General features: G+C 72.8%; 13 protein-coding genes. 3 read left to right on the forward strand and 10 right to left on the reverse strand.

The features are described 5' to 3' along the window. Window positions 1-20 precede the first annotated feature (20 nt). The 7 genes from ACF1FZ_RS07740 to ACF1FZ_RS07770 are packed head-to-tail and all read right to left on the reverse strand — an operon-like array spanning window position 21 to window position 7546. The gene (locus tag ACF1FZ_RS07740) at window positions 21-839 is read right to left on the reverse strand and encodes an HpcH/HpaI aldolase/citrate lyase family protein (RefSeq protein WP_391772464.1); all 819 of its coding nucleotides are present in this window, start codon (window positions 837-839) and stop codon (window positions 21-23) included. Then, window positions 836-2044: a CaiB/BaiF CoA transferase family protein gene (locus tag ACF1FZ_RS07745; RefSeq protein ID WP_391772465.1), complete on the reverse strand. Its 1209-nt coding sequence runs from the start codon at window positions 2042-2044 to the stop codon at window positions 836-838. Before ACF1FZ_RS07745 ends, ACF1FZ_RS07740 begins: the two co-directional genes overlap by 4 nt. Continuing rightward, window positions 2041-2568: a PfkB family carbohydrate kinase gene (locus ACF1FZ_RS07750; RefSeq protein ID WP_391772466.1), complete on the reverse strand. Its 528-nt coding sequence runs from the start codon at window positions 2566-2568 to the stop codon at window positions 2041-2043. The genes ACF1FZ_RS07745 and ACF1FZ_RS07750 overlap by 4 nt, the downstream gene beginning before the upstream one ends. Then, entirely contained in the window at window positions 2565-3932 is a 1368-nt protein-coding gene (locus ACF1FZ_RS07755; protein ID WP_391772467.1) for an ADP-ribosylglycohydrolase family protein, read from the reverse strand. The genes ACF1FZ_RS07750 and ACF1FZ_RS07755 overlap by 4 nt, the downstream gene beginning before the upstream one ends. Beyond that, the gene (locus tag ACF1FZ_RS07760) at window positions 3929-5125 is read right to left on the reverse strand and encodes an ADP-ribosylglycohydrolase family protein (RefSeq protein WP_391772468.1); all 1197 of its coding nucleotides are present in this window, start codon (window positions 5123-5125) and stop codon (window positions 3929-3931) included. Before ACF1FZ_RS07760 ends, ACF1FZ_RS07755 begins: the two co-directional genes overlap by 4 nt. Further along, entirely contained in the window at window positions 5061-6386 is a 1326-nt protein-coding gene (locus tag ACF1FZ_RS07765; protein WP_391772469.1) for an ADP-ribosylglycohydrolase family protein, read from the reverse strand. Before ACF1FZ_RS07765 ends, ACF1FZ_RS07760 begins: the two co-directional genes overlap by 65 nt. Beyond that, the gene (locus ACF1FZ_RS07770) at window positions 6383-7546 is read right to left on the reverse strand and encodes an ADP-ribosylglycohydrolase family protein (RefSeq protein ID WP_391772470.1); all 1164 of its coding nucleotides are present in this window, start codon (window positions 7544-7546) and stop codon (window positions 6383-6385) included. The genes ACF1FZ_RS07765 and ACF1FZ_RS07770 overlap by 4 nt, the downstream gene beginning before the upstream one ends. Window positions 7547-7787: 241 nt before the next feature. Here ACF1FZ_RS07770 and ACF1FZ_RS07775 point away from each other — a divergent pair, with 241 nt between their 5' ends. Beyond that, window positions 7788-8519 carry a VIT1/CCC1 transporter family protein gene (locus ACF1FZ_RS07775; RefSeq protein ID WP_391772471.1) on the forward strand — a complete coding sequence of 244 codons (732 nt, stop codon included), beginning with the start codon at window positions 7788-7790 and terminating at the stop codon, window positions 8517-8519. 106 nt (window positions 8520-8625) lie between these two features. On the opposite strand, the gene ACF1FZ_RS07780 is transcribed toward ACF1FZ_RS07775, so the two are convergent. Then, the gene (locus ACF1FZ_RS07780) at window positions 8626-10758 is read right to left on the reverse strand and encodes an FG-GAP repeat domain-containing protein (protein ID WP_391772472.1); all 2133 of its coding nucleotides are present in this window, start codon (window positions 10756-10758) and stop codon (window positions 8626-8628) included. 517 nt (window positions 10759-11275) lie between these two features. Here ACF1FZ_RS07780 and gltB point away from each other — a divergent pair. After that, complete coding sequence (gene gltB, locus ACF1FZ_RS07785) at window positions 11276-15835, forward strand: glutamate synthase large subunit (RefSeq protein ID WP_391772473.1); 4560 nt, start codon at window positions 11276-11278, stop codon at window positions 15833-15835. Then, a complete protein-coding gene (locus ACF1FZ_RS07790; RefSeq protein ID WP_391772474.1) occupies window positions 15828-17288 on the forward strand; it encodes a glutamate synthase subunit beta in 1461 nt (486 codons plus the stop codon). The genes gltB and ACF1FZ_RS07790 overlap by 8 nt, the downstream gene beginning before the upstream one ends. Window positions 17289-17408: 120 nt before the next feature. On the opposite strand, the gene ACF1FZ_RS07795 is transcribed toward ACF1FZ_RS07790, so the two are convergent. Then, complete coding sequence (locus ACF1FZ_RS07795; protein WP_391772475.1) at window positions 17409-18677, reverse strand: SLC13 family permease; 1269 nt, start codon at window positions 18675-18677, stop codon at window positions 17409-17411. A 53-nt stretch (window positions 18678-18730) separates the two neighbouring features. Continuing rightward, complete coding sequence (locus ACF1FZ_RS07800; RefSeq protein WP_391772476.1) at window positions 18731-19639, reverse strand: rhomboid family intramembrane serine protease; 909 nt, start codon at window positions 19637-19639, stop codon at window positions 18731-18733. Window positions 19640-19972: the final 333 nt, after the last annotated feature.

Genomic DNA, 19972 nt, shown 5'->3' on the forward strand with positions numbered 1-19972 from the left:
CGCGTACGTCGCGGTCTGCCTCAGCGCCGCCGCGCCAACGACAGCGTGCGTTCCGCGGCCGCCACCACCGCGGCGTCGACGAACCTCCCGTCCGGCAGGGCCTGGGCCCCGGACCCGGACCGGGACGCCTCCAGGATCTGTTCCGCCGCCTCGGCCTCGCGCGCCGTGGGCCGGAAAGCCCGCTCGATGACCGGGAGCTGCCGGGGATGGATCGCCGCCCGTCCGAGCAGGCCGAGATCCCTCCCGTGCGCACAGGACGACCGCAGGCCGGAGAGGTCCCGGACGTCGGGGTACACCGACATCACGGGCGGGGCGAGCCCCGCGGCCCGGGCGGCGATCACCACACGGCTGCGCGGCCAGTCGAGGCCCGCGTCGTCCCGCACCCCCAGATCCGCCCGGAGATCCGCCTCGCCCAGCGCGACACCGCGTACGCAGTGATGCGCTCCGGCGATCGAGTACGCGTGCTCGATCGCCAGTGCCGACTCCAGCAGCGGATACAGCGGCACACCCGGCGCCAGAGCCGCGACATGGTGCACGGACGCCGCATGGGTGATCTTGGGCAGCCGCATCCCGGACAGCCCCGGCAGCCCCGCCAGCGCCTTGACGTCGTCCTCGCCGTGGACCCGGACATGGACCGGCACCGCCGACGGGTCCACCGTGACCGGGTCCGAGAGGAGCTCCGCCGTCGCCCCCCGCGCGTACTCCTTACGGTCCGAGGCGACCGCGTCCTCCAGATCGACGATCACCACGTCCGCACCTGAGCCGAGCGCCTTACGGACCACCCCGGGCCGGTCCCCGGGGACGTACAGCCAGGTCAGTGCCGTTTCCGGGCGGCTCACAGCGCGCCCTCCTCCCGCAGCGCCGCGATCGCCGGCGCGGAGAGGCCGGCCTCCGCCAGGATCTCGTCCGTGTCCGCTCCGTGCGGCCGGCCGGCCCAGCGGATCGCCCCCGGTGTCTCCGAGAGCCGGAACAGCACGTTCTGCATCCGCAGCGGCCCCAGCTCGGGGTCGTCGACCTCGGTGATCGTGCCCAGCGCCCGGTACTGGGGGTCCTCCATCACGTCCCGTACGTCATGGATGGGCGCGATCGCGGCCTCGGCCTTCTCGAAGGCGTCCACCGCCTCCTCCCGGGTGCGCCGGGAGATCCAGTGGCCCACCGCCTCGTCGAGTTCGTCGGCGTGCTCGGCGCGTGTGGTCCCGGCGGAGAACCACGGCTCCTCGATCAGCTCCGGACGCCCCACCAGGCGCATCACGCGTTCCGCGACCGACTGGGCGGAGGTCGAGACGGCGACCCAGTGGCCGTCGGCGGTGCGGTAGGTGTTGCGCGGGGCGTTGTTGCGGGAGCGGTTGCCGGTACGCGGCTGCACGTAGCCGAGCTGGTCGTACCAGAGCGGCTGCGGCCCCAGCACGGTCAGGATCGGCTCGATGATCGCCATGTCCACCACCTGTCCGCCCCCGGTGCGCTCACGTCCGGCCAGCGCCGTCATCACCGCGTACGCCGTGGCGAGCGCCGCGATCGAGTCGGCGAGCCCGAACGGCGGCAGGGTCGGCGGTCCGTCCGGCTCCCCGGTGACGGCGGCGAAACCGCTCATCGCCTCGGCGAGCGTGCCGAAGCCCGGCCGGTGCGCGTACGGGCCCTTCTGGCCGAAGCCCGTGACCCTGGCCAGCACCAGCCGCGGGTTGACGGCACGCAGCTCCTCCCAGCCCAGGCCCCAGCGTTCCAGGGTGCCGGGCCGGAAGTTCTCGATGACCACGTCGGTGCCGGCGGCCAGCCGCAGCAGCACGTCCCGGCCGCCGGGGCTGGAGAGGTCGAGGGTCAGCGTCCGCTTGTTGCGTCCGAGCAGCTTCCACCACAGGCCGATCCCGTCCTTCGCGGGGCCGTGGCCGCGCGAGGGATCGGGTTTCCGGGGGTGCTCGACCTTGATGACCTCGGCCCCGAAGTCCCCGAGCACGGTGGCCGCGAGCGGCCCGGCGAAGAGCGTGGCGAGGTCCAGGACCCGCAGGCCGGTGAGCGGAGGCGTCGTCGTAGGAGCGGCAGCGGTCATGCGGCATCGGTCTCCCCGCGGCAGGGCATGGGCGCCGGGGCGCCGGGGCGCCGCACGCGCAGCGCCGCGGAAGCCCAGGCCACGGCCTCGGTCACGGCGGCCATCGGGAACTCCGGCTGCAGGGGCAGCAGGTCCGCCGCCGCGACGGCCGCCTCCCCGCCCGGGCCGAGCGTGGTCACCGCGCCGTCCGTGCCGGGGACCACCACGGTCGCGTCGGACCCCTCGTCGCCGCCGACGATGCGCGCGGCGCCGCCGGATCCCGCGACGGCGGGCGGAAGCTCCGTGTCCGCGCCGGCGTGCTCCGGACTCGTCCGGAGCAGCAAGCCGTACGCGCCGGTCCCCACGGCACCGGTCATCACCACGTCGTCTCCCGAGCGGGCCGCGGCGACGGCCCGCGCGGCCCCCTTGCCGCCGGGGGCGGTCCGGAACCCCCGTCCGGTGGCGGTCCCCCCGCGCCCGGGTGCCCGGGCGACGTAGGTGACCAGGTCCATGCCGGTGCTGTCGAGCACCGCGATCGCTGTCATGGGCGGCATACCTCCTGATGGGTCAGTTCCGCGAGGGCGTCGAAGCCGATGGAGCCGAATCCGGCTACGGACGTGGCGAGACGGTTCTTGAGCGGGGCGGTCCAGCGCTCGGGCAGCGCGGCGGCCCGCCCGGCCAGCAGGCCCGCGAGCGAGCCGGCCGTCGCGCCGTTCGAGTCGGTGTCCCAGCCGCCGGACACCGCGCAGCCGATGGAGCGGCTGAAGTCCCCGTCCGCGTGGGTCAGGGCGGCGGCCAGCAGCGCCGCGTTGGGCAGGACGTGCACCCAGTGGTGGGTGGCCCCGTAGACCTCGTGGAGAAGGTCCACGACCGTGTCGAAGTCCCGCTCGGCGCGGGCCGCCCCGATGCCCAGGCGCACCGCGCCGGCGTACCGGGAGCGGGGCGGCACCACACGCAGTCCCGTCGCCAGGCAGCCGTGCACGTCCGTCTCGCCGCCCGCGGCCTCCGCCAGCGCGGCGGCCGTGAACATGGCCCCGTACACCCCGTTGGCGGTGTGGGTGAGGACCGCGTCCCGGTGGGCCTGTTCCGCGGCGGCCCCCGGGTCGCCGGGATGGGTCCAGCCGTGCACGTCGGCCCGGATCCGGGCGCCGATCCACTCCCGGAACGGGTTGCGGTGGCGTGCGGTGTCCGGCGGCTCGATGCCGTCGAGCAGATTGCGGTAAGCGATGCGCTCAGCGGTGAAGACACGGCCGGCCGGGAGCTCGTCGAGCCACAGCCGGGCGAGGTCACAGGTGCTGAACCCGCGTCCGTGCCTCTGGAGCAGCAGGAGGGTCAGCAGGGGGTGGTCGAGGTCGTCGTCCTCCGGCATCCCGTCGATGTTCTCGGCGAGGGAGGTGGGCGCCGAACGCCGGTTCCAGGGGTAGGCGGCAGCCAGTCCACCGGGCAGCCCCCGGGCGGTGAACCAGGTGGTGAGCGGCCAGTTGCCGGTGGCACGGGCCAGGGCGCGGATACCGGCCAGCGGCAGTTTCTCGACCGGTTTGCCCAGCAGGCAGCCGGCGGCCCGGCCCAGCCATGCCGCGTGCAGCCGGTCGGGCCCGGACTCCGCCGGACGGGTGCGCGGGGCCGGCCAGCGCGCGCAGGCGGCGCGGATCCCGGACAGGCCGGTCGGCTCGTCGGCCGCCAACGGGCTTTCCAGTGCGCCGAGTTCGTCCAGCAGCCGCTCGGCGAGCGTGCGCAGCCCGCGCGGCCCGGGAGCCTTCGAGGCCCCCGCGCGCTCCGGTGCGGGGAGGCCCCCGGCCGCGTACCAGCGCTGTTCGATGTCCCCGGTGTCCCTGCCGTCCTGCGCGGCCTGGCGCAACTCGTGGCCCACCAGGTCCTCCGGCTGGACCCAGGTCAGGCGTACGGTCACCGGCCGTCGCCCGTCAGCACGGCGAACGCCGCCTCGTGGGCGCGGCGCCGTCCCGTGTCCCGTGCGAAGATCTCGCGGGCCACCTCCGCGAGAGCCCGCGCCGGGGCGTGCAGATCGAGACGGCTGGCTTCGGCGACCGTCTTCACCCAGGCCGCGGGGATCGCCTGCTCGCCGTGGAGCGCACCCGCGAGCGCGCCGCTCATCGTGGCGATCGAGTCGCAGTCACGGCCGTAGTTGACCGAGCCGAGCACCGTGTGCCGGTAGTCGCCGTCGCCCACGAGCAGCATGCCGAGCGCGACCGGCAGCTCCTCGACGGAGTGCAGCCGGGAGGGGCGCCGGGCGCCGAGCGAGGGGTCGCGGTAGTGGGGCCCGACCGTGTCGAACGGGGCGACGGCGGCCCGAAGCGGCACCAGGGCGGACTCGAAGTCCGTGTAGCGGGGCGCCACTTCGCACACCGACTCGATCGCCGACCGGGTGCCGTCCTTCGCGAGGGACAGAGCGGCTTCGACGACGGAGGCGGGACTCGCGTCCGGGGCGCACGCGGCGGCGACCGCGGCGGCCAGGACCCCTGCCGCCTCCCGGCCGTAGGAGGACTGGTGGGCACCGGCGACGTCCAGCGCCTCCGCGTACGCCGCCTCCGGGTGGGCGGCGTTCACCAGGCCGACCGGGGCCATGTACATCGCCGCCCCGCAGTTGACGATGTTCCCCGAACCCGCTTCACGGGGGTCGGCGTGCCCGTAGTGCAGCCGCGTGACGATCCACTTCTCGGCGAGGAAGATCCGCTGCAGGGGGAGCGCCTCGGCCTCCAGTTCCGGGATCCAGCGGGGTCGTGACATCAGGTCCGGGACGAGGTGGTCGGCGACGGAGTACGCGTCGAGATGGCCGCGCACCGTCTCGTACACCCGGATCAGCGCATGGGTCATCAGGGTGTCGTCGGTGACGTGCCCGTCACCCTTGTGGTACGGGGCGATGGGGCGTGCCGTGCGCCAGTCGTCGCCGTACCAGGGCCCGACGACGCCGGTCACCCGGCCGCCGTGGCGCTCGGCGATCTGCTCGGGTGTCCAGCCCTCGACGGGACCGCCGAGCGCGTCCCCGACGGCCGCGCCGACGAGAGCTCCGGTGATGCGTTCATCCAGGGTGAGCGTCGTGGTGGTCGTGCCGGCCGCGAGCGGGTCGGTTGTTTTGCGTGTCATGCCGGAATTGTCCACCCGGGGCGGCCGGTTCCGTGGCTGCCAGCAGCCCGGCGAGTTCGACGAGATCCGTGCCGGCGAGCCGGGGCAGCGCGCATCCCGCCAGCGTCCGGCAGGCCTCCCGCCAGCCCGCGGGCACGGTCGCCGCCCCGCCCAGCGCCCCGGTCAGGGCCCCGGCGAGCGCGGGCGCCGAATCGGCGACCCGGGACAGGCAGGCCGCGGCGGGAACCGCCTGGGTGAGCTCTCCCCGGGCGGCGGTCGTCAGCGCGAGGGCGACCGGCACGGTCTCGGCCGCCGCGATCCCGTAGCTGTAGACGTGGTCCACGATCTGATGCTCCAGCACGGGGACGAGAGCGAAGGCGCCCGCCGCCTCACCCGCGAAATCCCGGGCCAGCCGTACGGCGTGGACGGCGTTGCGGGCGATCTCGGTGCCCTCGGGAAGCCGGCCGAGCGCGGCGTTCACCGCCGTGTCGACGTCCGCCCCGGCGAGGGCCTCGGCGACCGCCGCGGCGACGGCCCGCGCGCCGTGCACCCCGTCACCGTCCTGGGTGTACCGGGCGTCGAACTCGGCGAGCACGGCCGCCGCCGCGGGGTCGCCGGGGTGCACGACCGCGAGGACGGCGGCCCGCACGCAGGCCGCGTCGTCGAAGTAGTGCGGATTGTCGTGGCCGGTGGCCGGCGGGCGCAGCCCGGCGGCCAGGTTGCCGAGCCCGGCCCTTACGGAGATCCGGGCCCGCAGCGGCAGGACGGCCGACTCGACCTCGGGGGCCCGGGCGCTCGCGGCGGCGACCTTCGCCGCCAGCGCGTTCCACGACCGGTCGACCGCGTCCCGCATCCGGTGGCCCGGGGAGAGGCCCGGCGCGTGGTCGGCGGCGGCCGCCAGCACGGTCCGGGCGGTGAACGCCGCCCACTCGGCGTCGTCGGACGGGCCGAGGCGCAGCGGTTCCGGCGGCTGGTTGAGGGCGATGGGCACGGGGAGCGTCGTCGTCGCGTTCTGCTCCGCGAAGGTGTCCAGCTCCCGGGTGAGCCGCCTCGTCCACTCCGGCATCCGCGCCGCCCGGTGCCGTGCGGCCGGCCACCCGGCGGCGTCACCGGCGGCCAGCCCGAGCAGCAGGCCCTCGACCCTGGACCGCCTGTCCGGTGCGCCGCGGTCCTGGACGGCGCTCACCGCCGCCGGCTCCGCCGTGATCCGGATGGCCACGTGCGGGGCGGCCTCCGCCGGTGCGGCGGGCGTGTCCCGCGGAGGACGGCGGGCAGCGGTCACCGGGCGTCCTGCCGCGTGCCGGAGGCCGGAGCGCCCGGCCCGGTGCGCGCGGGAGCACACCCCGCGGGGTGGGGAGGCCGGGCGCCGGCCGTCCCGCCCCGCGGGGGCACGGGCGCGGCGGCGGGCTCCCGGCCCGGGGAGGGCGGCGCCGGCGGGCCCTCCCCGTCGTCCGGGGTCAGCAGCTCCGCGATGTCCAGGACGTGGTACCCCCGCATCGACGGCAGACAGCTGCCCCGCACCGGGCCGATCGCCGCCGCCCACTCCCGGGGGATCGCGGACGCCCCGTGCAGGGCGCCGGCCAGCGCGCCCGCCACGGCGGCCGTGGTGTCGGCGTCCCTGCCCATGTTCACGGCCGTGAGCACCGCCGTACGGAAATCGCCACGCGCCGCCGTGAGCGCGCCGAAGGCCAGGCCCACCGCTTCCGGCGCCAGGTCCGTCCACGGGTAGCCGCCGATCACCACCGCGGAACGCACCGCGCGTTCCCCGGTCAGACGGTCAGGATACGAACGCTGCGCGGCCGTGACCGCCCGGCGCAGCGAACGGGCCGTCCAGGAGTCCATCGGCACGACCGAGAGCGCGGCGGCGATCACGGAGGCGAGCCCCGCTCCCACCATCGCGGCCGCCACCCCCGCCGCGACCGCCTGCCCCCCGTAGATGCCCTCCCCCTCATGGCTGACCCGCCCGTCCACCGCGACCAGGCGGGCGGCCTCGGCCGGCCGGCCCGCCGCGAAGACCCCGAACGGTGCCGCCCGCATCGTGAGGCCGTCGCTCCAGGCGTGCCGGTGCTGGGCCGAGATCGGGGCGGCGAGACCGCGCCGCAGATTCTCCAGCGTCCCGCGCTCGCTGAATCCGGCGCCCCGGAACGGGCCCTCGTCCAGATCGGCGATCCAGTGGTGCCATGCCCGTTCGACGTGCGAGACGGTGAGCGCCGAGCCGTGCCTGGCCAGCAGGAGCCCGGAGAAGATCGCGTACTCGGTGTCGTCCGTCCCGGCCGGATCGTCGCTGACGAAACCTTCGATGCGGCCCCAGCGGCGGCGGATCTCCGACGGGCGCATGTTCTCGGCCGGTGCTCCCAGCGCGTCCCCGACCGCGAGCCCGAGCAGCGCCCCCCGGGCCCTGTCACCCGTGACCGCCGCCGGACCGTCCGCCATGAGCTCCATCGTGCCGACCCTTCGCGCTCGCCAGGAAAACCCGGAAGACCCGGAAGACCCGGATGTACGAGGTTTCCCCGATCGTGTCGAAGAGAGACGTGCATTCCGTACAGATGAGCCACCCGGGTGAGGCCGTCGTGGCAGGTAAGTTCGGCCTTCCTTGCTGGCGGGAGGCTCTTCTCGTGCGTAGTTTCGACGGTGCGGAGCGGGAGAGAAGCCATGGGGCCCGCTCCCGGGGAAGGGGAGAGCTGTGTCCATCATCGAGACCGACGCCGTACTGCACGAGGCCCACCGGGACAACCACACCCACCGGGACGTCAACGGCGGCTGGCTGAGGCCCGCGGTGTTCGGCGCCATGGACGGTCTCGTCTCCAACCTCGCCCTGATGACGGGCGTCGCCGGAGGGGCGGTCTCCCAGCAGGCCATCGTCATCACCGGACTGGCCGGACTGGCCGCCGGCGCGTTCTCGATGGCCGCGGGGGAGTACACCTCCGTCGCCTCGCAGCGCGAGCTCGTCGAGGCCGAACTCGCCGTCGAACGGCGCGAGCTGCGCAAGCACCCCAAGGACGAGATGCGGGAGCTCGCCGCGCTCTACGAGTCCCGCGGCGTCGAACCCGCGCTCGCCCGGGAGGTCGCGCGGCAGCTGTCCAGGGACCCGGAGCAGGCTCTCGAGATACATGCCCGCGAGGAGCTGGGCATCGACCCGGGCGATCTGCCCTCACCGCTCGTCGCCGCCTCGTCCTCCTTCGGCGCCTTCGCCCTGGGCGCCCTGCTGCCCGTACTCCCGTACCTGCTCGGCGCCGGCCAGATGTGGCCCGCCGTGCTGCTCGCCCTGGCCGGCCTGTTCGGCTGCGGTGCGGTGGTGGCCAGGGTGACGGCGCGCACCTGGTGGTTCAGCGGTCTGCGCCAGCTCGTGCTCGGCGGGGCCGCCGCGGCGATCACGTACGGGCTGGGCTCGCTGTTCGGCGTGGCCGTCGGCTGACGGCCCGCCGGGCCCCCGGCGTACGTGAGCCCACCGGGCCTGCCGGCGTACGTGGAGGTGCGGCCCCCCCCCCCCGGGCCGCACCTCCACCACCCCCGTGCGACCGCTACCGGATGCCGGCGAAGCTCTTCCAGCCGGTGCCGATCTTGACCCCCGAGCCGACGCCTCCCGCGCCGTTGCCGGCATAGCGGTACAGGTCACCGGTCGTGGTGCGGCCGAGGATGTCGTCCCTGCCGTCGCCCGTGAGATCGCCGATGCCGACGAAGTCGGCCATGCCGCCCCAGCCGGTGCCGATCCTGGTGCCGGAGGAGAGGGCGCCCTTGCCGGTGCCGTAGTAGCGGTACAGGTCGCCGTTGGCGGTGCGGGCGACGATGTCGGCGTGCTTGTCGCCGTCGAGGTCACCCGCGCCGACGATGGTCAGGCCCTTCCAACTGGTGCCGATCCGGCCGGCGGGGGCGAGGGCGCCGCCGCTGGTGCCCGCGAACAGGTGCAGGTCGCCGGTCGCGGTCTCGCGGGCCACCAGGTCGGGCCGGCCGTCAGAGGTGAAGTCACCGGAGTAGGTCAGACCGTCGAAGCCCGACCAGCCGCTGTTCACCCGCACCGACGGGGACCGGGGCGTGACGACGGTGCCCCGCGGCGGGCTGTAGCGGTGAAGAGCGCCCGTCGCGTCGGTGACCAGGGTGTCGTTCGCTCCGTCACCGTTGAGGTCGCCGAAGGGAATGAGCGTAGATGTCGTGGGCCAGGTCCCGCCGTCGGCGGTCACCGACACCCTCCCGGCCGCGTTGCCCTGGTACACGAGCAGCGAGCCGTTCGTCCCGCGCGCGTACAGGTCCGGGAAGCCGTCGTCACCGACGTAGTCCCGGCGCGTGGGCGGGACGGCCGGCTTCACGGCCCCCGTGGCCGCCGTCCAGACCTGCTCGATCGAGTGGTAGTCCTCCGTCAGCCCGAGCTGCTTGTTCCACACGGCCACGGCACGGCCGTCCGTGCCGGTGGCGACGGAGCCCTGCGCGTGGAGGTTGACCTGACCCACGTGCACGGCCGGGCCCCAGACGCCGTCGGAGCGCACCACGGCCCACAGTTCGCCGTCGAGCGTCGTCCACATGGCGGTGAGCGAGCCGTCGAGGCCCATGGCCGGGCCCCAGAGCTTGAACACCTCCGCCCCGGCAACGGTGCGGGGCTGTGACCACGTGCCGTCCAGCGCACGGGTGGCCGTCCGCAGCAGGGTGCTGTCACTGGACCACAACGCGGTCACCCGGCCGTCGGATTCGAGCTGAGGCGGTGAGGTGGTACCCCGGTGCGGGTCTGCGGGCAGGTCTTCCGTACCGCTCCACGTCGTGCTGCCGGCCGGGCGGTGCACGAAGGAGCGGGTGATACCGGCCCCCCACCAGCTGACCAGGGACGCGCCGCCGGCGGTCGCCCGCACGTCCAGTTCGAGCAGGGAGTCACCGGTCTTCAGCGCCTCGGGGGCGCTCCAGTCGGCCGCGCCCGCCGCCCGGCTCGCCACCCGCACCAACTCCGACCCGTAGAGGTCCGCCTGCCAGGCGACGGTCACCGCACCGTCGGCCGCCGACGCCGCCTTCAGTTCGTAGGAATAACCGCTGCTGATCGGGACCGCCTCGGACCACGCGCCTCCCGGTGCGGCCAGGTCGGAGGCGTACAGCCCGTCTTCCTGCTGGTCCCCCCCAGGAGCCGGTTCGCCGTTCCAGACCGCGGTGAGGCGGCCGCCGGGACCACTCACCAGTACGAGGTCGTACACGTAGGCGGCGGGTGTGAAGGGTGCGGGCGCCGTCCACGCCGCCGCTCCGGCCGCGAGCCTCGACGTGCTGTAAGGGCCGGAGTCGTCCGTCCTGGTGTGCCCCCAGCCGACGGTCACCGAGCCGTCCGCCTCGGTGACCAGGTGCACGTCGCGCACGTAGTGCTGGTCGGAAGCGATACGGACCGGGGCACCCCACGAGGTGGCTTCGGCCGGTCGGGTCGCCCCCCAGAGTTCCTGCGGACCGTCCGCGGTGCCACGGGTCCACACGGTCACGGCGGTGCCGTCCGGCGTCACCTTCACGCCCGGGCTGGTGTTCGCGCTGTTCGTGCTGGTCAGAGCTGCGGGCGGCCCCCACGCCCGGTCGGTGGCCGAAGCCGCCGGAGCCGTCAGGACGAGCGTTGCCGTCACACTCGCGCCGATCGCCCCGCACATCAGCACGGGTATGAGCCCAATGCCGATGATCTTGGTTCTACGCATGTGCATCCCCCCGGTCGTATGGATAAACGACCTTGAAATTAACAGGGCGAACCGCTCCCCACCAGCGGTTTGTCCCTGTCACCACATACGGCCGCAGGGACGCGCGGTCACACGCGACCCTTCGGCGGAATGACCCAGGGGACCGCCGGGGCCCTGCGTGCGGCCGCGGTGTGACGTATGTCGTGGCGCACACCTCTGGGCGGATCGGGCGGAGCGCCCTTAAAATGAGACGCTATACAGCGCTACACATAAGTAGCCATTACTCGGTGGTTTCAATTCTGTGACCGCTGGGAAAGAGCCGTAGACACCGCAGGCAACGACGCCTGCTCTCTGCGGTCTCCGGACGGCGAACCCCGGCCCGTCCGCTCGCGACCCCCGCCGCCACGACTCCGTGGCGTCCGCATGCTGGAACACTCTTTCCGCTTTTTGAGAAGCGTCCCATCATGTAACCTGCACGAAATTTCGCAGAGGGCCAGCGTCGTCCCTCGGCACAGCACATGCCACGACGACGACGGGAGAGCCGATGCGTTCCGACGCCTGGTCGCCCATGGACGGTCGCCCTGTCCAGCAGGGGATGTACGACCCCCGTAACGAGCACGACGCCTGTGGCGTCGGGTTCGTGGCCACTCTGACCGGTGTGGCCAGCCATGAGCTGGTCGAGCAGGCGCTGACCGTGTTGCGCAACCTCGAACACCGCGGCGCCACAGGATCCGAGCCCGACTCGGGTGACGGCGCCGGCATTCTCCTCCAGGTCCCCGACGCCTTCCTCCGGGAAGAGGTCGCGTTCGAGCTCCCCGAGGCCGGCTCCTACGCCGTGGGCATCGCCTTCCTGCCCGCGGACGATTCCACCGGCTCCGTCAAGCAGATCGAGAGGATCGCCGCCGAGGAGGGCCTCGACGTCCTCGGCTGGCGCCAGGTCCCGGTCACGCCGGACCTCCTCGGCAACGGCGCCCGCGCCGTCATGCCGGAGTTCCGCCAGCTGGTCGTCGGCGACGGCACGAACAGCGGCATCGCCCTGGACCGCAAGGCGTTCGTCCTGCGCAAGCGCGCCGAGCGTGAGGCCGGGGTGTACTTCCCCTCGCTCTCCGCACGCACGATCGTCTACAAGGGCATGCTCACCACCGGGCAGCTGGAGCCGTTCTTCCCGGACCTCTCCGACCGCCGCTTCGCCACCACGGTCGCGCTGGTCCACTCGCGCTTCTCCACCAACACCTTCCCGAGCTGGCCGCTCGCCCACCCGTACCGCTTCGTCGCGCACAACGGTGAGATCAACACGGTCAAGGGCAACCGCAACTGGATGAAGGCCCGCGAGTCCCAGCTCGCCTCCAGCCTCTTCGGCGAGGCCCAGCTCGACCGGATCTTCCCCGTCTGCACCCCGGACGCCTCCGACTCCGCCTCCTTCGACGAGGTCCTGGAGCTGCTCCACCTCGGCGGACGCTCGCTGCCGCACTCGGTGCTGATGATGGTCCCCGAGGCGTGGGAGAACCACACGTCCATGGACCCGGCCCGCCGCGCCTTCTACCAGTACCACGCCACGATGATGGAGCCCTGGGACGGCCCGGCCTGCGTCACCTTCACCGACGGCACCCAGGTCGGCGCGGTCCTCGACCGCAACGGCCTGCGCCCCGGCCGCTACTGGGTCACCGACGACGGCCTCGTCGTCCTCTCCTCCGAGGTCGGCGTCCTGGACATCGACCCGGCCAAGGTCGTCCGCAAGGGCCGCCTCCAGCCCGGCAAGATGTTCCTCGTCGACACCGCCGAGCACCGCATCATCGAGGACGACGAGATCAAGGCCTCCCTGGCCGCCGAGAACCCGTACCAGGAATGGCTGGAAACCGGCGAGATCGAGCTCGAGGACCTCCCCGAGCGCGAGCACATCGTCCACACCCACGCCTCGGTCACCCGCCGCCAGCAGACCTTCGGCTACACCGAGGAAGAGCTCCGCGTCCTCCTCGCCCCGATGGCCCGCACCGCCGGCGAACCCCTCGGCTCCATGGGCACCGACTCGCCGATCGCCGCGCTCTCCGAGCGTCCCCGGCTGCTCTTCGACTACTTCACCCAGCTGTTCGCCCAGGTCACCAACCCCCCGCTGGACGCCATCCGCGAGGAACTCGTCACCTCGCTGCGCTCCTCGCTCGGCCCCCAGGGCAACATCCTGGAGCCGACCGCCGCGGCCTGCCGCAGCGTCACGCTGCCCTTCCCGGTGATCGACAACGACGAGCTGGCCAAGCTCATACACATCAACGCCGACGGCGACATGCCGGGCATGAAGGCCGCGACCCTGTCCGGCCTCTACCGCGTCGGCGGAGGCGGCGACGCCCTCGCCGCCCGGATCGAGCAGATCACCGCCGAGGTCGACGCCGCCATCGAGGACGGCGCCCGCCTCATCGTCCTGTCCGACCGGCACTCCGACGCCGAGCACGCGCCGATCCCCTCGCTGCTGCTCACCTCGGCCGTCCACCACCACCTCATCCGCACCAAGCAGCGCACCCAGGTGGGCCTGCTCGTCGAGGCCGGTGACGTCCGCGAGGTCCACCACGTCGCGCTGCTCATCGGCTACGGCGCCGCCGCGGTCAACCCGTACCTCGCGATGGAGTCCGTCGAGGACCTCGTCCGCGCCGGTACGTTCATCGAGGGCATCGAGCCCGAGCAGGCCATCCGCAACCTGATCCACGCCCTCGGCAAGGGCGTCCTGAAGGTCATGTCCAAGATGGGCATCTCGACCGTCGCCTCCTACCGCGGGGCCCAGGTCTTCGAGGCCGTCGGCCTCGACGAGGCCTTCGTCGCCCAGTACTTCAACGGGACCGCCACCAAGATCGGCGGCGCCGGACTCGACGTCGTCGCCAAGGAGGTCGCCGCCCGGCACACCAAGGCGTACCCCGCCTCCGGCATCGCCGCCTCGCACCGCGCCCTGGAGATCGGCGGCGAGTACCAGTGGCGCCGCGAGGGCGAGCCGCACCTGTTCGACCCCGAGACGGTCTTCCGCCTCCAGCACGCCACCCGCAACCGCCGGTACGACATCTTCAAGAAGTACACCGGCCGGGTCAACGAGCAGTCCGAGCGCCTCATGACGCTCCGCGGCCTGTTCGGCTTCAGGAGCGGCCGCGAGCCGATCTCCATCGACGAGGTCGAGTCCGCCGCCGAGATCGTCAAGCGCTTCTCCACCGGCGCCATGTCGTACGGCTCCATCTCCCAGGAGGCGCACGAGACGCTCGCCGTCGCCATGAACCAGCTGGGCGGCAAGTCCAACACCGGTGAAGGCGGCGAGGACGCCGAGCGCCTCTACGACCCCGCGCGCCGCTCGTCCATCAAGCAGGTCGCCTCCGGCCGCTTCGGCGTCACCAGCGAATACCTGGTCAACGCGGACGACATCCAGATCAAGATGGCGCAGGGCGCCAAGCCCGGCGAGGGCGGCCAGCTGCCCGGCCACAAGGTCTACCCCTGGGTCGCCAAGACCCGGCACTCCACCCCGGGCGTCGGCCTGATCTCGCCCCCGCCTCACCACGACATCTACTCCATCGAGGACCTGGCTCAGCTGATCCACGACCTCAAGAACGCCAACCCGGCGGCCCGCATCCACGTGAAGCTGGTCTCCGAGGTCGGCGTCGGAACGGTCGCCGCGGGAGTCTCCAAGGCCCACGCGGACGTCGTCCTCATCTCCGGCCACGACGGCGGCACGGGCGCGTCCCCGCTCACCTCCCTCAAGCACGCGGGCGGCCCCTGGGAGCTCGGCCTCGCCGAGACCCAGCAGACCCTCCTGCTCAACGGTCTGCGCGACCGCATCGTCGTCCAGACCGACGGCCAGCTCAAGACCGGCCGCGACGTCGTCATCGCCGCGCTGCTCGGCGCCGAGGAGTTCGGTTTCGCGACCGCGCCGCTCGTCGTCTCCGGCTGCGTCATGATGCGCGTCTGCCACCTCGACACCTGCCCGGTCGGCATCGCCACCCAGAACCCCGTCCTGCGCGACCGGTTCTCCGGCAAGGCCGAATACATCGTCAACTTCTTCGAGTTCATCGCCGAAGAAGTCCGTGAGATCCTCGCCGAGCTCGGCTTCCGCACGATCGAGGAAGCAGTCGGCCACGCCGAACTCCTCGACACCGACCGGGCCGTCACCCACTGGAAGGCCCAGGGCCTCGACCTCGAGCCCCTCTTCCACGTGCCCGAGCTGCCCGAGGGCGCGGTGCGTCACCAGATCGCCGAGCAGGACCACGGCCTGGCCAAGGCCCTCGACAACGAGCTGATCAAGCTCGCCGCCGACGCCCTGGACGCCGACAGTGCCGAGGCCGCCCAGCCCGTCCGGGCCCAGATCGCGATCCGCAACATCAACCGCACCGTCGGCACCATGCTGGGCCACGAGGTGACCAAGAAGTTCGGCGGTGCGGGCCTGCCCGACGACACCATCGACATCACCTTCACCGGGTCCGCGGGCCAGTCCTTCGGCGCGTTCGTACCGCGCGGTGTGACGCTGCGTCTGGAGGGCGACGCCAACGACTACGTCGGCAAGGGCCTCTCCGGCGGCCGCGTCATCGTCCGCCCGGACCGCGGCGCCGACCACCTCGCCGAATACTCCACCATCGCCGGCAACACCATCGGTTACGGTGCGACCGGCGGCGAGCTGTTCCTCCGAGGCCGGACCGGCGAGCGCTTCTGCGTCCGCAACTCCGGCGCCACGGTCGTCTCGGAAGGCGTGGGCGACCACGGCTGCGAGTACATGACCGGCGGGCACGCGGTCGTCCTCGGCGAGACCGGACGCAACTTCGCCGCAGGCATGTCGGGTGGCATCGCGTACGTCATCGACCTCGACCCCGACAACGTCAACACCGGCAACGCCGGAGCCGTCGAGCTCCTCGACGACACCGACAGGCAGTGGCTGCACGATGTCGTGCGCCGCCACCAGGAGGAGACCGGATCCACGGTCGCCGAGAAGCTGCTGGCCGACTGGGACACCGCGGCCGCCCGCTTCAGCAAGATCATCCCGTCCACCTACAAGGCAGTGCTCGCCGCCAAGGACGCCGCTGAGCTCGCCGGTCTCTCCGAGCAGGAGACCACCGAGAAGATGATGGAGGCGGCGACCAATGGCTGACCCCAAGGGCTTCCTGACCACCGGACGCGAGGTCGCCGAGACCCGCCCCGTCGGCGAGCGCGTCAAGGACTGGAACGAGGTCTACGTTCCGGGATCGCTGCTCCCGATCATCAGCAAGCAGGCCGGCCGCTGCATGGACTGCGGCATCCCGTTCTGCCACAACGGCTGCCCGCTCGGAAACCTCATCCCCGAGTGGAACGACTACGCCTACCGCGAGGACTGGTCGGCGGCGTCCGAGCGCCTGCACGCCACGAACAACTTCCCGGAGTTCACGGGCCGGCTGTGCCCCGCTCCGTGCGAGTCGGCGTGTGTCCTCGGTATCAACCAGCCGGCCGTCACCATCAAGAACGTCGAAGTCAGCATCATCGACAAGGCCTGGGACAACGGCGACGTCACCCCGCAGCCTCCCGAGCGCCTCTCCGGCAAGACCGTCGCCGTCATCGGCTCGGGTCCGGCGGGTCTCGCCGCAGCCCAGCAGCTGACCCGCGCCGGCCACACCGTCGCCGTCTTCGAGCGCGCGGACCGCATCGGAGGACTCCTCCGCTACGGCATCCCCGAGTTCAAGATGGAGAAGTCGCACATCAACCGCCGCATCGAGCAGATGCGCGCGGAGGGCACCAAGTTCCGCACGGAGGTGGAGATCGGCAAGGACATCGACGCCGCCAAGCTCCGCCGCCGTTACGACGCCGTCGTCATCGCGGCCGGTGCCACCGTCTCCCGCGACCTGCCCGTCCCGGGGCGCGGGCTCAAGGGCGTGCACTTCGCGATGGAGTACCTCCCGCTCGCCAACAAGGTGCAGGAGGGCGACCTGACGGTCTCCCCGATCACCGCCGAGGGCAAGCACGTCGTCGTCATCGGCGGCGGCGACACCGGAGCCGACTGCGTCGGCACCGCCCACCGGCAGGGCGCGGCCTCCGTCACCCAGCTGGAGATCATGCCGCAGCCGGGCGCGGAGCGTAACGCCAACCAGCCCTGGCCCACCTTCCCGATGCTCTACAAGGTCACCTCCGCGCACGAGGAGGGGGGCGAGCGGCTCTACTCCGTCTCCACCACCCACTTCGAGGGCGACGAGGACGGCAACGTCCAGTCGCTGCACCTCATCGAGGTGGAGTTCAAGGACGGCAAGCTGGAGCAGAAGGCCGGCACCGAACGTGTCATCCCGGCCCAGCTCGTCACCCTGGCCATGGGCTTCACCGGAACCGACCAGGCCAACGGCCTCGTCCAGCAGCTCGGCCTGGAGCTCGACGAGCGCGGCAACGTCGCACGCGACGAGGACTACGCGACCAACGTCGACGGCGTCTACGTCGCCGGTGACGCCGGCCGCGGCCAGTCCCTCATCGTCTGGGCCATCGCGGAGGGCCGCTCCGCCGCGCGCGGCGTGGACCGCTTCCTGACCGGGACCAGTGCCCTGCACGCCCCGATCCGCCCGACGGACCGTTCCCTGACGGTCTGATCACGGCACACAGACGTCCCGTACAACGGCGTACGGAACTGAACGCGGCGCCTGCCCCGTCCCCGACCGGACAAGGGCAGGCGCCGTGGCGCGTCTTCATGCGCACCGGCCCGGAACGGCTCAGCCGGCCAGCGCCAGCGTCGACACGGCGGCCAGGGTGCCCGTCACCGACAGCACCAGACCGGTACCGAGGAACCGGCCCATGCCGATCCGCGTCCCGTGCCAGCGGCACCGCTCGAACCACAGCAGCGTCGCCAGCGACGCCCACGGGGTGACGAGCGGTCCCACATTGACGCCGATCAGCAGAGCCAGCAACTGCTCGCGGTTCCCCACCGGGACGACCGCCTCGCCCGCCAGATAGGCCGGCAGGTTGTTCAGGACGTTCGACAGCCCCGCGCCCACCGCCGCCGACCGCAGCATCCCCAGGAAGCCGTCGTCCGAGCCGAGCGCGGACTCCAGCAGCCCGTGCAGGCCGTGCGCGTCGACCGTCTGCACGACCAGGAACATCCCCGGCACCAGCACCAGCAGCCGCCACGGGACCAGCGACCACCCCAGCTCCTGTCTGCGCCGTACGGCGAACGCCGCCACGACGACCACCATCGCGGCCAGCGACGCCGACCAGAGCGGAACGTCCGCCACCAGGATCGCCAGCAGGAAACCCGCACAGGCCACCGAGCAGATCCGCAGCAGGACGGGATCCTCGGCCACCGGCGCATCCGGCGGGGTGTACCGGTCCTGGCCCTCGCCGCGGCGGCCGCGCCGCCAGTAGAAGCCCCACAGGCACACCGCCGTCACGGCGATCGACGCGAGTTGCGGCAGCCACATCACCGCGGCGTATCCGGACGGAGAGAGCGCCACCCGGTCCGCGGCCAGCAGGTTCGTCAGGTTCGAGACCGGCAGGAGCAGACTCGCGGTGTTGGCCAGCCACACCGTCGTCATCGCCAGGGGCAGCGCCGCGATCCCCAGCCGGGTGGCCAGCGCCAGCATGACGGGGGTGAGCAGCACCGCCGTGGTGTCGAGGTTCAGCGTGATCGTGGTGAGCGAGGCGAACACCACGCACAGCCCGAAGAGCAGCGGGTAACGCCCCCGCCCCGCCCGTGCCACCCAGGCCGCCACCACATCGAAGACCTGTGCCCGGCCCGTCAGCTCGGCCATCACGATCACCGTGCCCAGGAACACCACCAACGGTCCGACGCGCCGCATCTCGTCCGCGGCCGGGCCCGGGGGCAGCACCCCGGTCGCCACCGCGAGGAGGCCCAGGACCAGCAGAGCGCCCGCCAGCCAGTCGAGCGGATGCAGCCGCCGGACACCGCGGCGCACCCCTCCACCGGGCCCCCTGCCACCCGGACTCCCGTCCTCCGGCCGCCCCACCACCACATCCCTCACCATGGGACGATGATCTCAGAGGGCGGACCCGAGGTCAGGGGCCGGCGGCTTCGCCGTCAGGCCCCGGTCAGCGCGGCCGTCCGCACGGCGACCACCACGGCCAGCAGCAGAACCAGAACCACCCCGCCCGCCAGCTGCGCCGCCGACGTCCGCAGCCTCGCCGGCGCGTACGCGAGCCCGTAGGTCACCAGCCCACCGGTCACCAGACCCCCGAGGTGCCCCTCCCACGAGGTGAACGCGGCGGAGACGACCATCCACACCAAGAACCCCGCCATGAAGCGGTTGACCGCCCGCATGTCCCGGCCCAGACGCCGGCTGATGACGTAGAAGGACGCCGCCAGACCGAAGACCGCCCCCGAGGCGCCCACCGCGGTCGTCTCCGGCGACACCAGGTACACCAGGACCGAACCACCCACCGCGGACAGCAGGTACAGCGCCAGATACCTCGCCCTGCCGAGCTGCTCCTCCACGACCCGGCCGAGGTTCCACAGCGCGAGCATGTTGAAGACCAGGTGCATCACACCGAACGACGCGTCGGGCGGCAGATGCAGGAAGGCGCCCGTCAGCAGCCGGTACCACTCCCCGTCGGCCACCCCGCTCAGCTCGAAGCCGGGATAGGTCTCGCCCTTGTAGTAGTACCGCCCGCCCGACGGATCGACCAGCACCGCCCCGAGCATCCCGAAACGCTCCACCGTCCCGGACCGGACCACCTCGACGACGTACGCGACGGTGTTCAGCGCCATCAGCACGTACGTCACGACCGGCGTCGCGGCGTTCGGCACCGCGCCGCCGAACACCGAGCGGGCCCGGCGGACCGAACGCTGCCCCTCCCGCACGCACTCCACGCAGTGATGCCCCACCGACGCCTCGCGCATGCAGTCGGGGCAGATGTGCCGGTCGCAGCGCGTGCAGCGCACATACGTCTCGTACGACGGGTGGCGATAACACGTGGTGGCGGCCTCCATGGCCGGCTCCTTCGTTCGTCGACGGGGAGGAGGGCCGCCGGGGGCGGCGGCGCTCAAGATAGCGAACACCGGTGCACAGCGGCGCACCTGGGTGCCGGGGCGCGTACGCCCGGAACTCCCGCGGCCGCCCGGACGGAAGCCCGCGCCGGGACCGGAGACCCGCATGACCGGCCCGCCCGGCTCCGCGGGCCCGCCGCCGGTCCGCACGGGAAGGCGGGACAGGCGCCGGCGATCACAGGCCGCCACGAGAGCGCCCGTGCCCGCCCGGAGGAGCACGGCACGAGCGGCGGCCGGGCCGCCGCCCACCTCGTACCCGGCCCCTCGGGTCCGACG

Origin of the sequence: Streptomyces sp. NPDC014623, from assembly GCF_043088245.1 — a bacterium.
GTDB lineage: Bacteria > Actinomycetota > Actinomycetes > Streptomycetales > Streptomycetaceae > Streptomyces.

Excerpts from the sequence above, each read along its gene's own strand:
- ACF1FZ_RS07745 (WP_391772465.1), bottom strand. The coding sequence starts at position 2,044 with ATGACCGCTGCCGCTCCTACGACGACGCCTCCGCTCACCGGCCTGCGG.
- ACF1FZ_RS07750 (WP_391772466.1), bottom strand. The coding sequence starts at position 2,568 with ATGACAGCGATCGCGGTGCTCGACAGCACCGGCATGGACCTGGTCACC.
- ACF1FZ_RS07760 (WP_391772468.1), bottom strand. The coding sequence starts at position 5,125 with ATGACACGCAAAACAACCGACCCGCTCGCGGCCGGCACGACCACCACG.
- ACF1FZ_RS07770 (WP_391772470.1), bottom strand. The coding sequence starts at position 7,546 with ATGGAGCTCATGGCGGACGGTCCGGCGGCGGTCACGGGTGACAGGGCC.
- ACF1FZ_RS07780 (WP_391772472.1), bottom strand. The coding sequence starts at position 10,758 with ATGCACATGCGTAGAACCAAGATCATCGGCATTGGGCTCATACCCGTG.
- gltB (WP_391772473.1), top strand. The coding sequence starts at position 11,276 with ATGCGTTCCGACGCCTGGTCGCCCATGGACGGTCGCCCTGTCCAGCAG.
- ACF1FZ_RS07790 (WP_391772474.1), top strand. The coding sequence starts at position 15,828 with ATGGCTGACCCCAAGGGCTTCCTGACCACCGGACGCGAGGTCGCCGAG.
- ACF1FZ_RS07795 (WP_391772475.1), bottom strand. The coding sequence starts at position 18,677 with ATGGTGAGGGATGTGGTGGTGGGGCGGCCGGAGGACGGGAGTCCGGGT.
- ACF1FZ_RS07800 (WP_391772476.1), bottom strand. The coding sequence starts at position 19,639 with ATGGAGGCCGCCACCACGTGTTATCGCCACCCGTCGTACGAGACGTAT.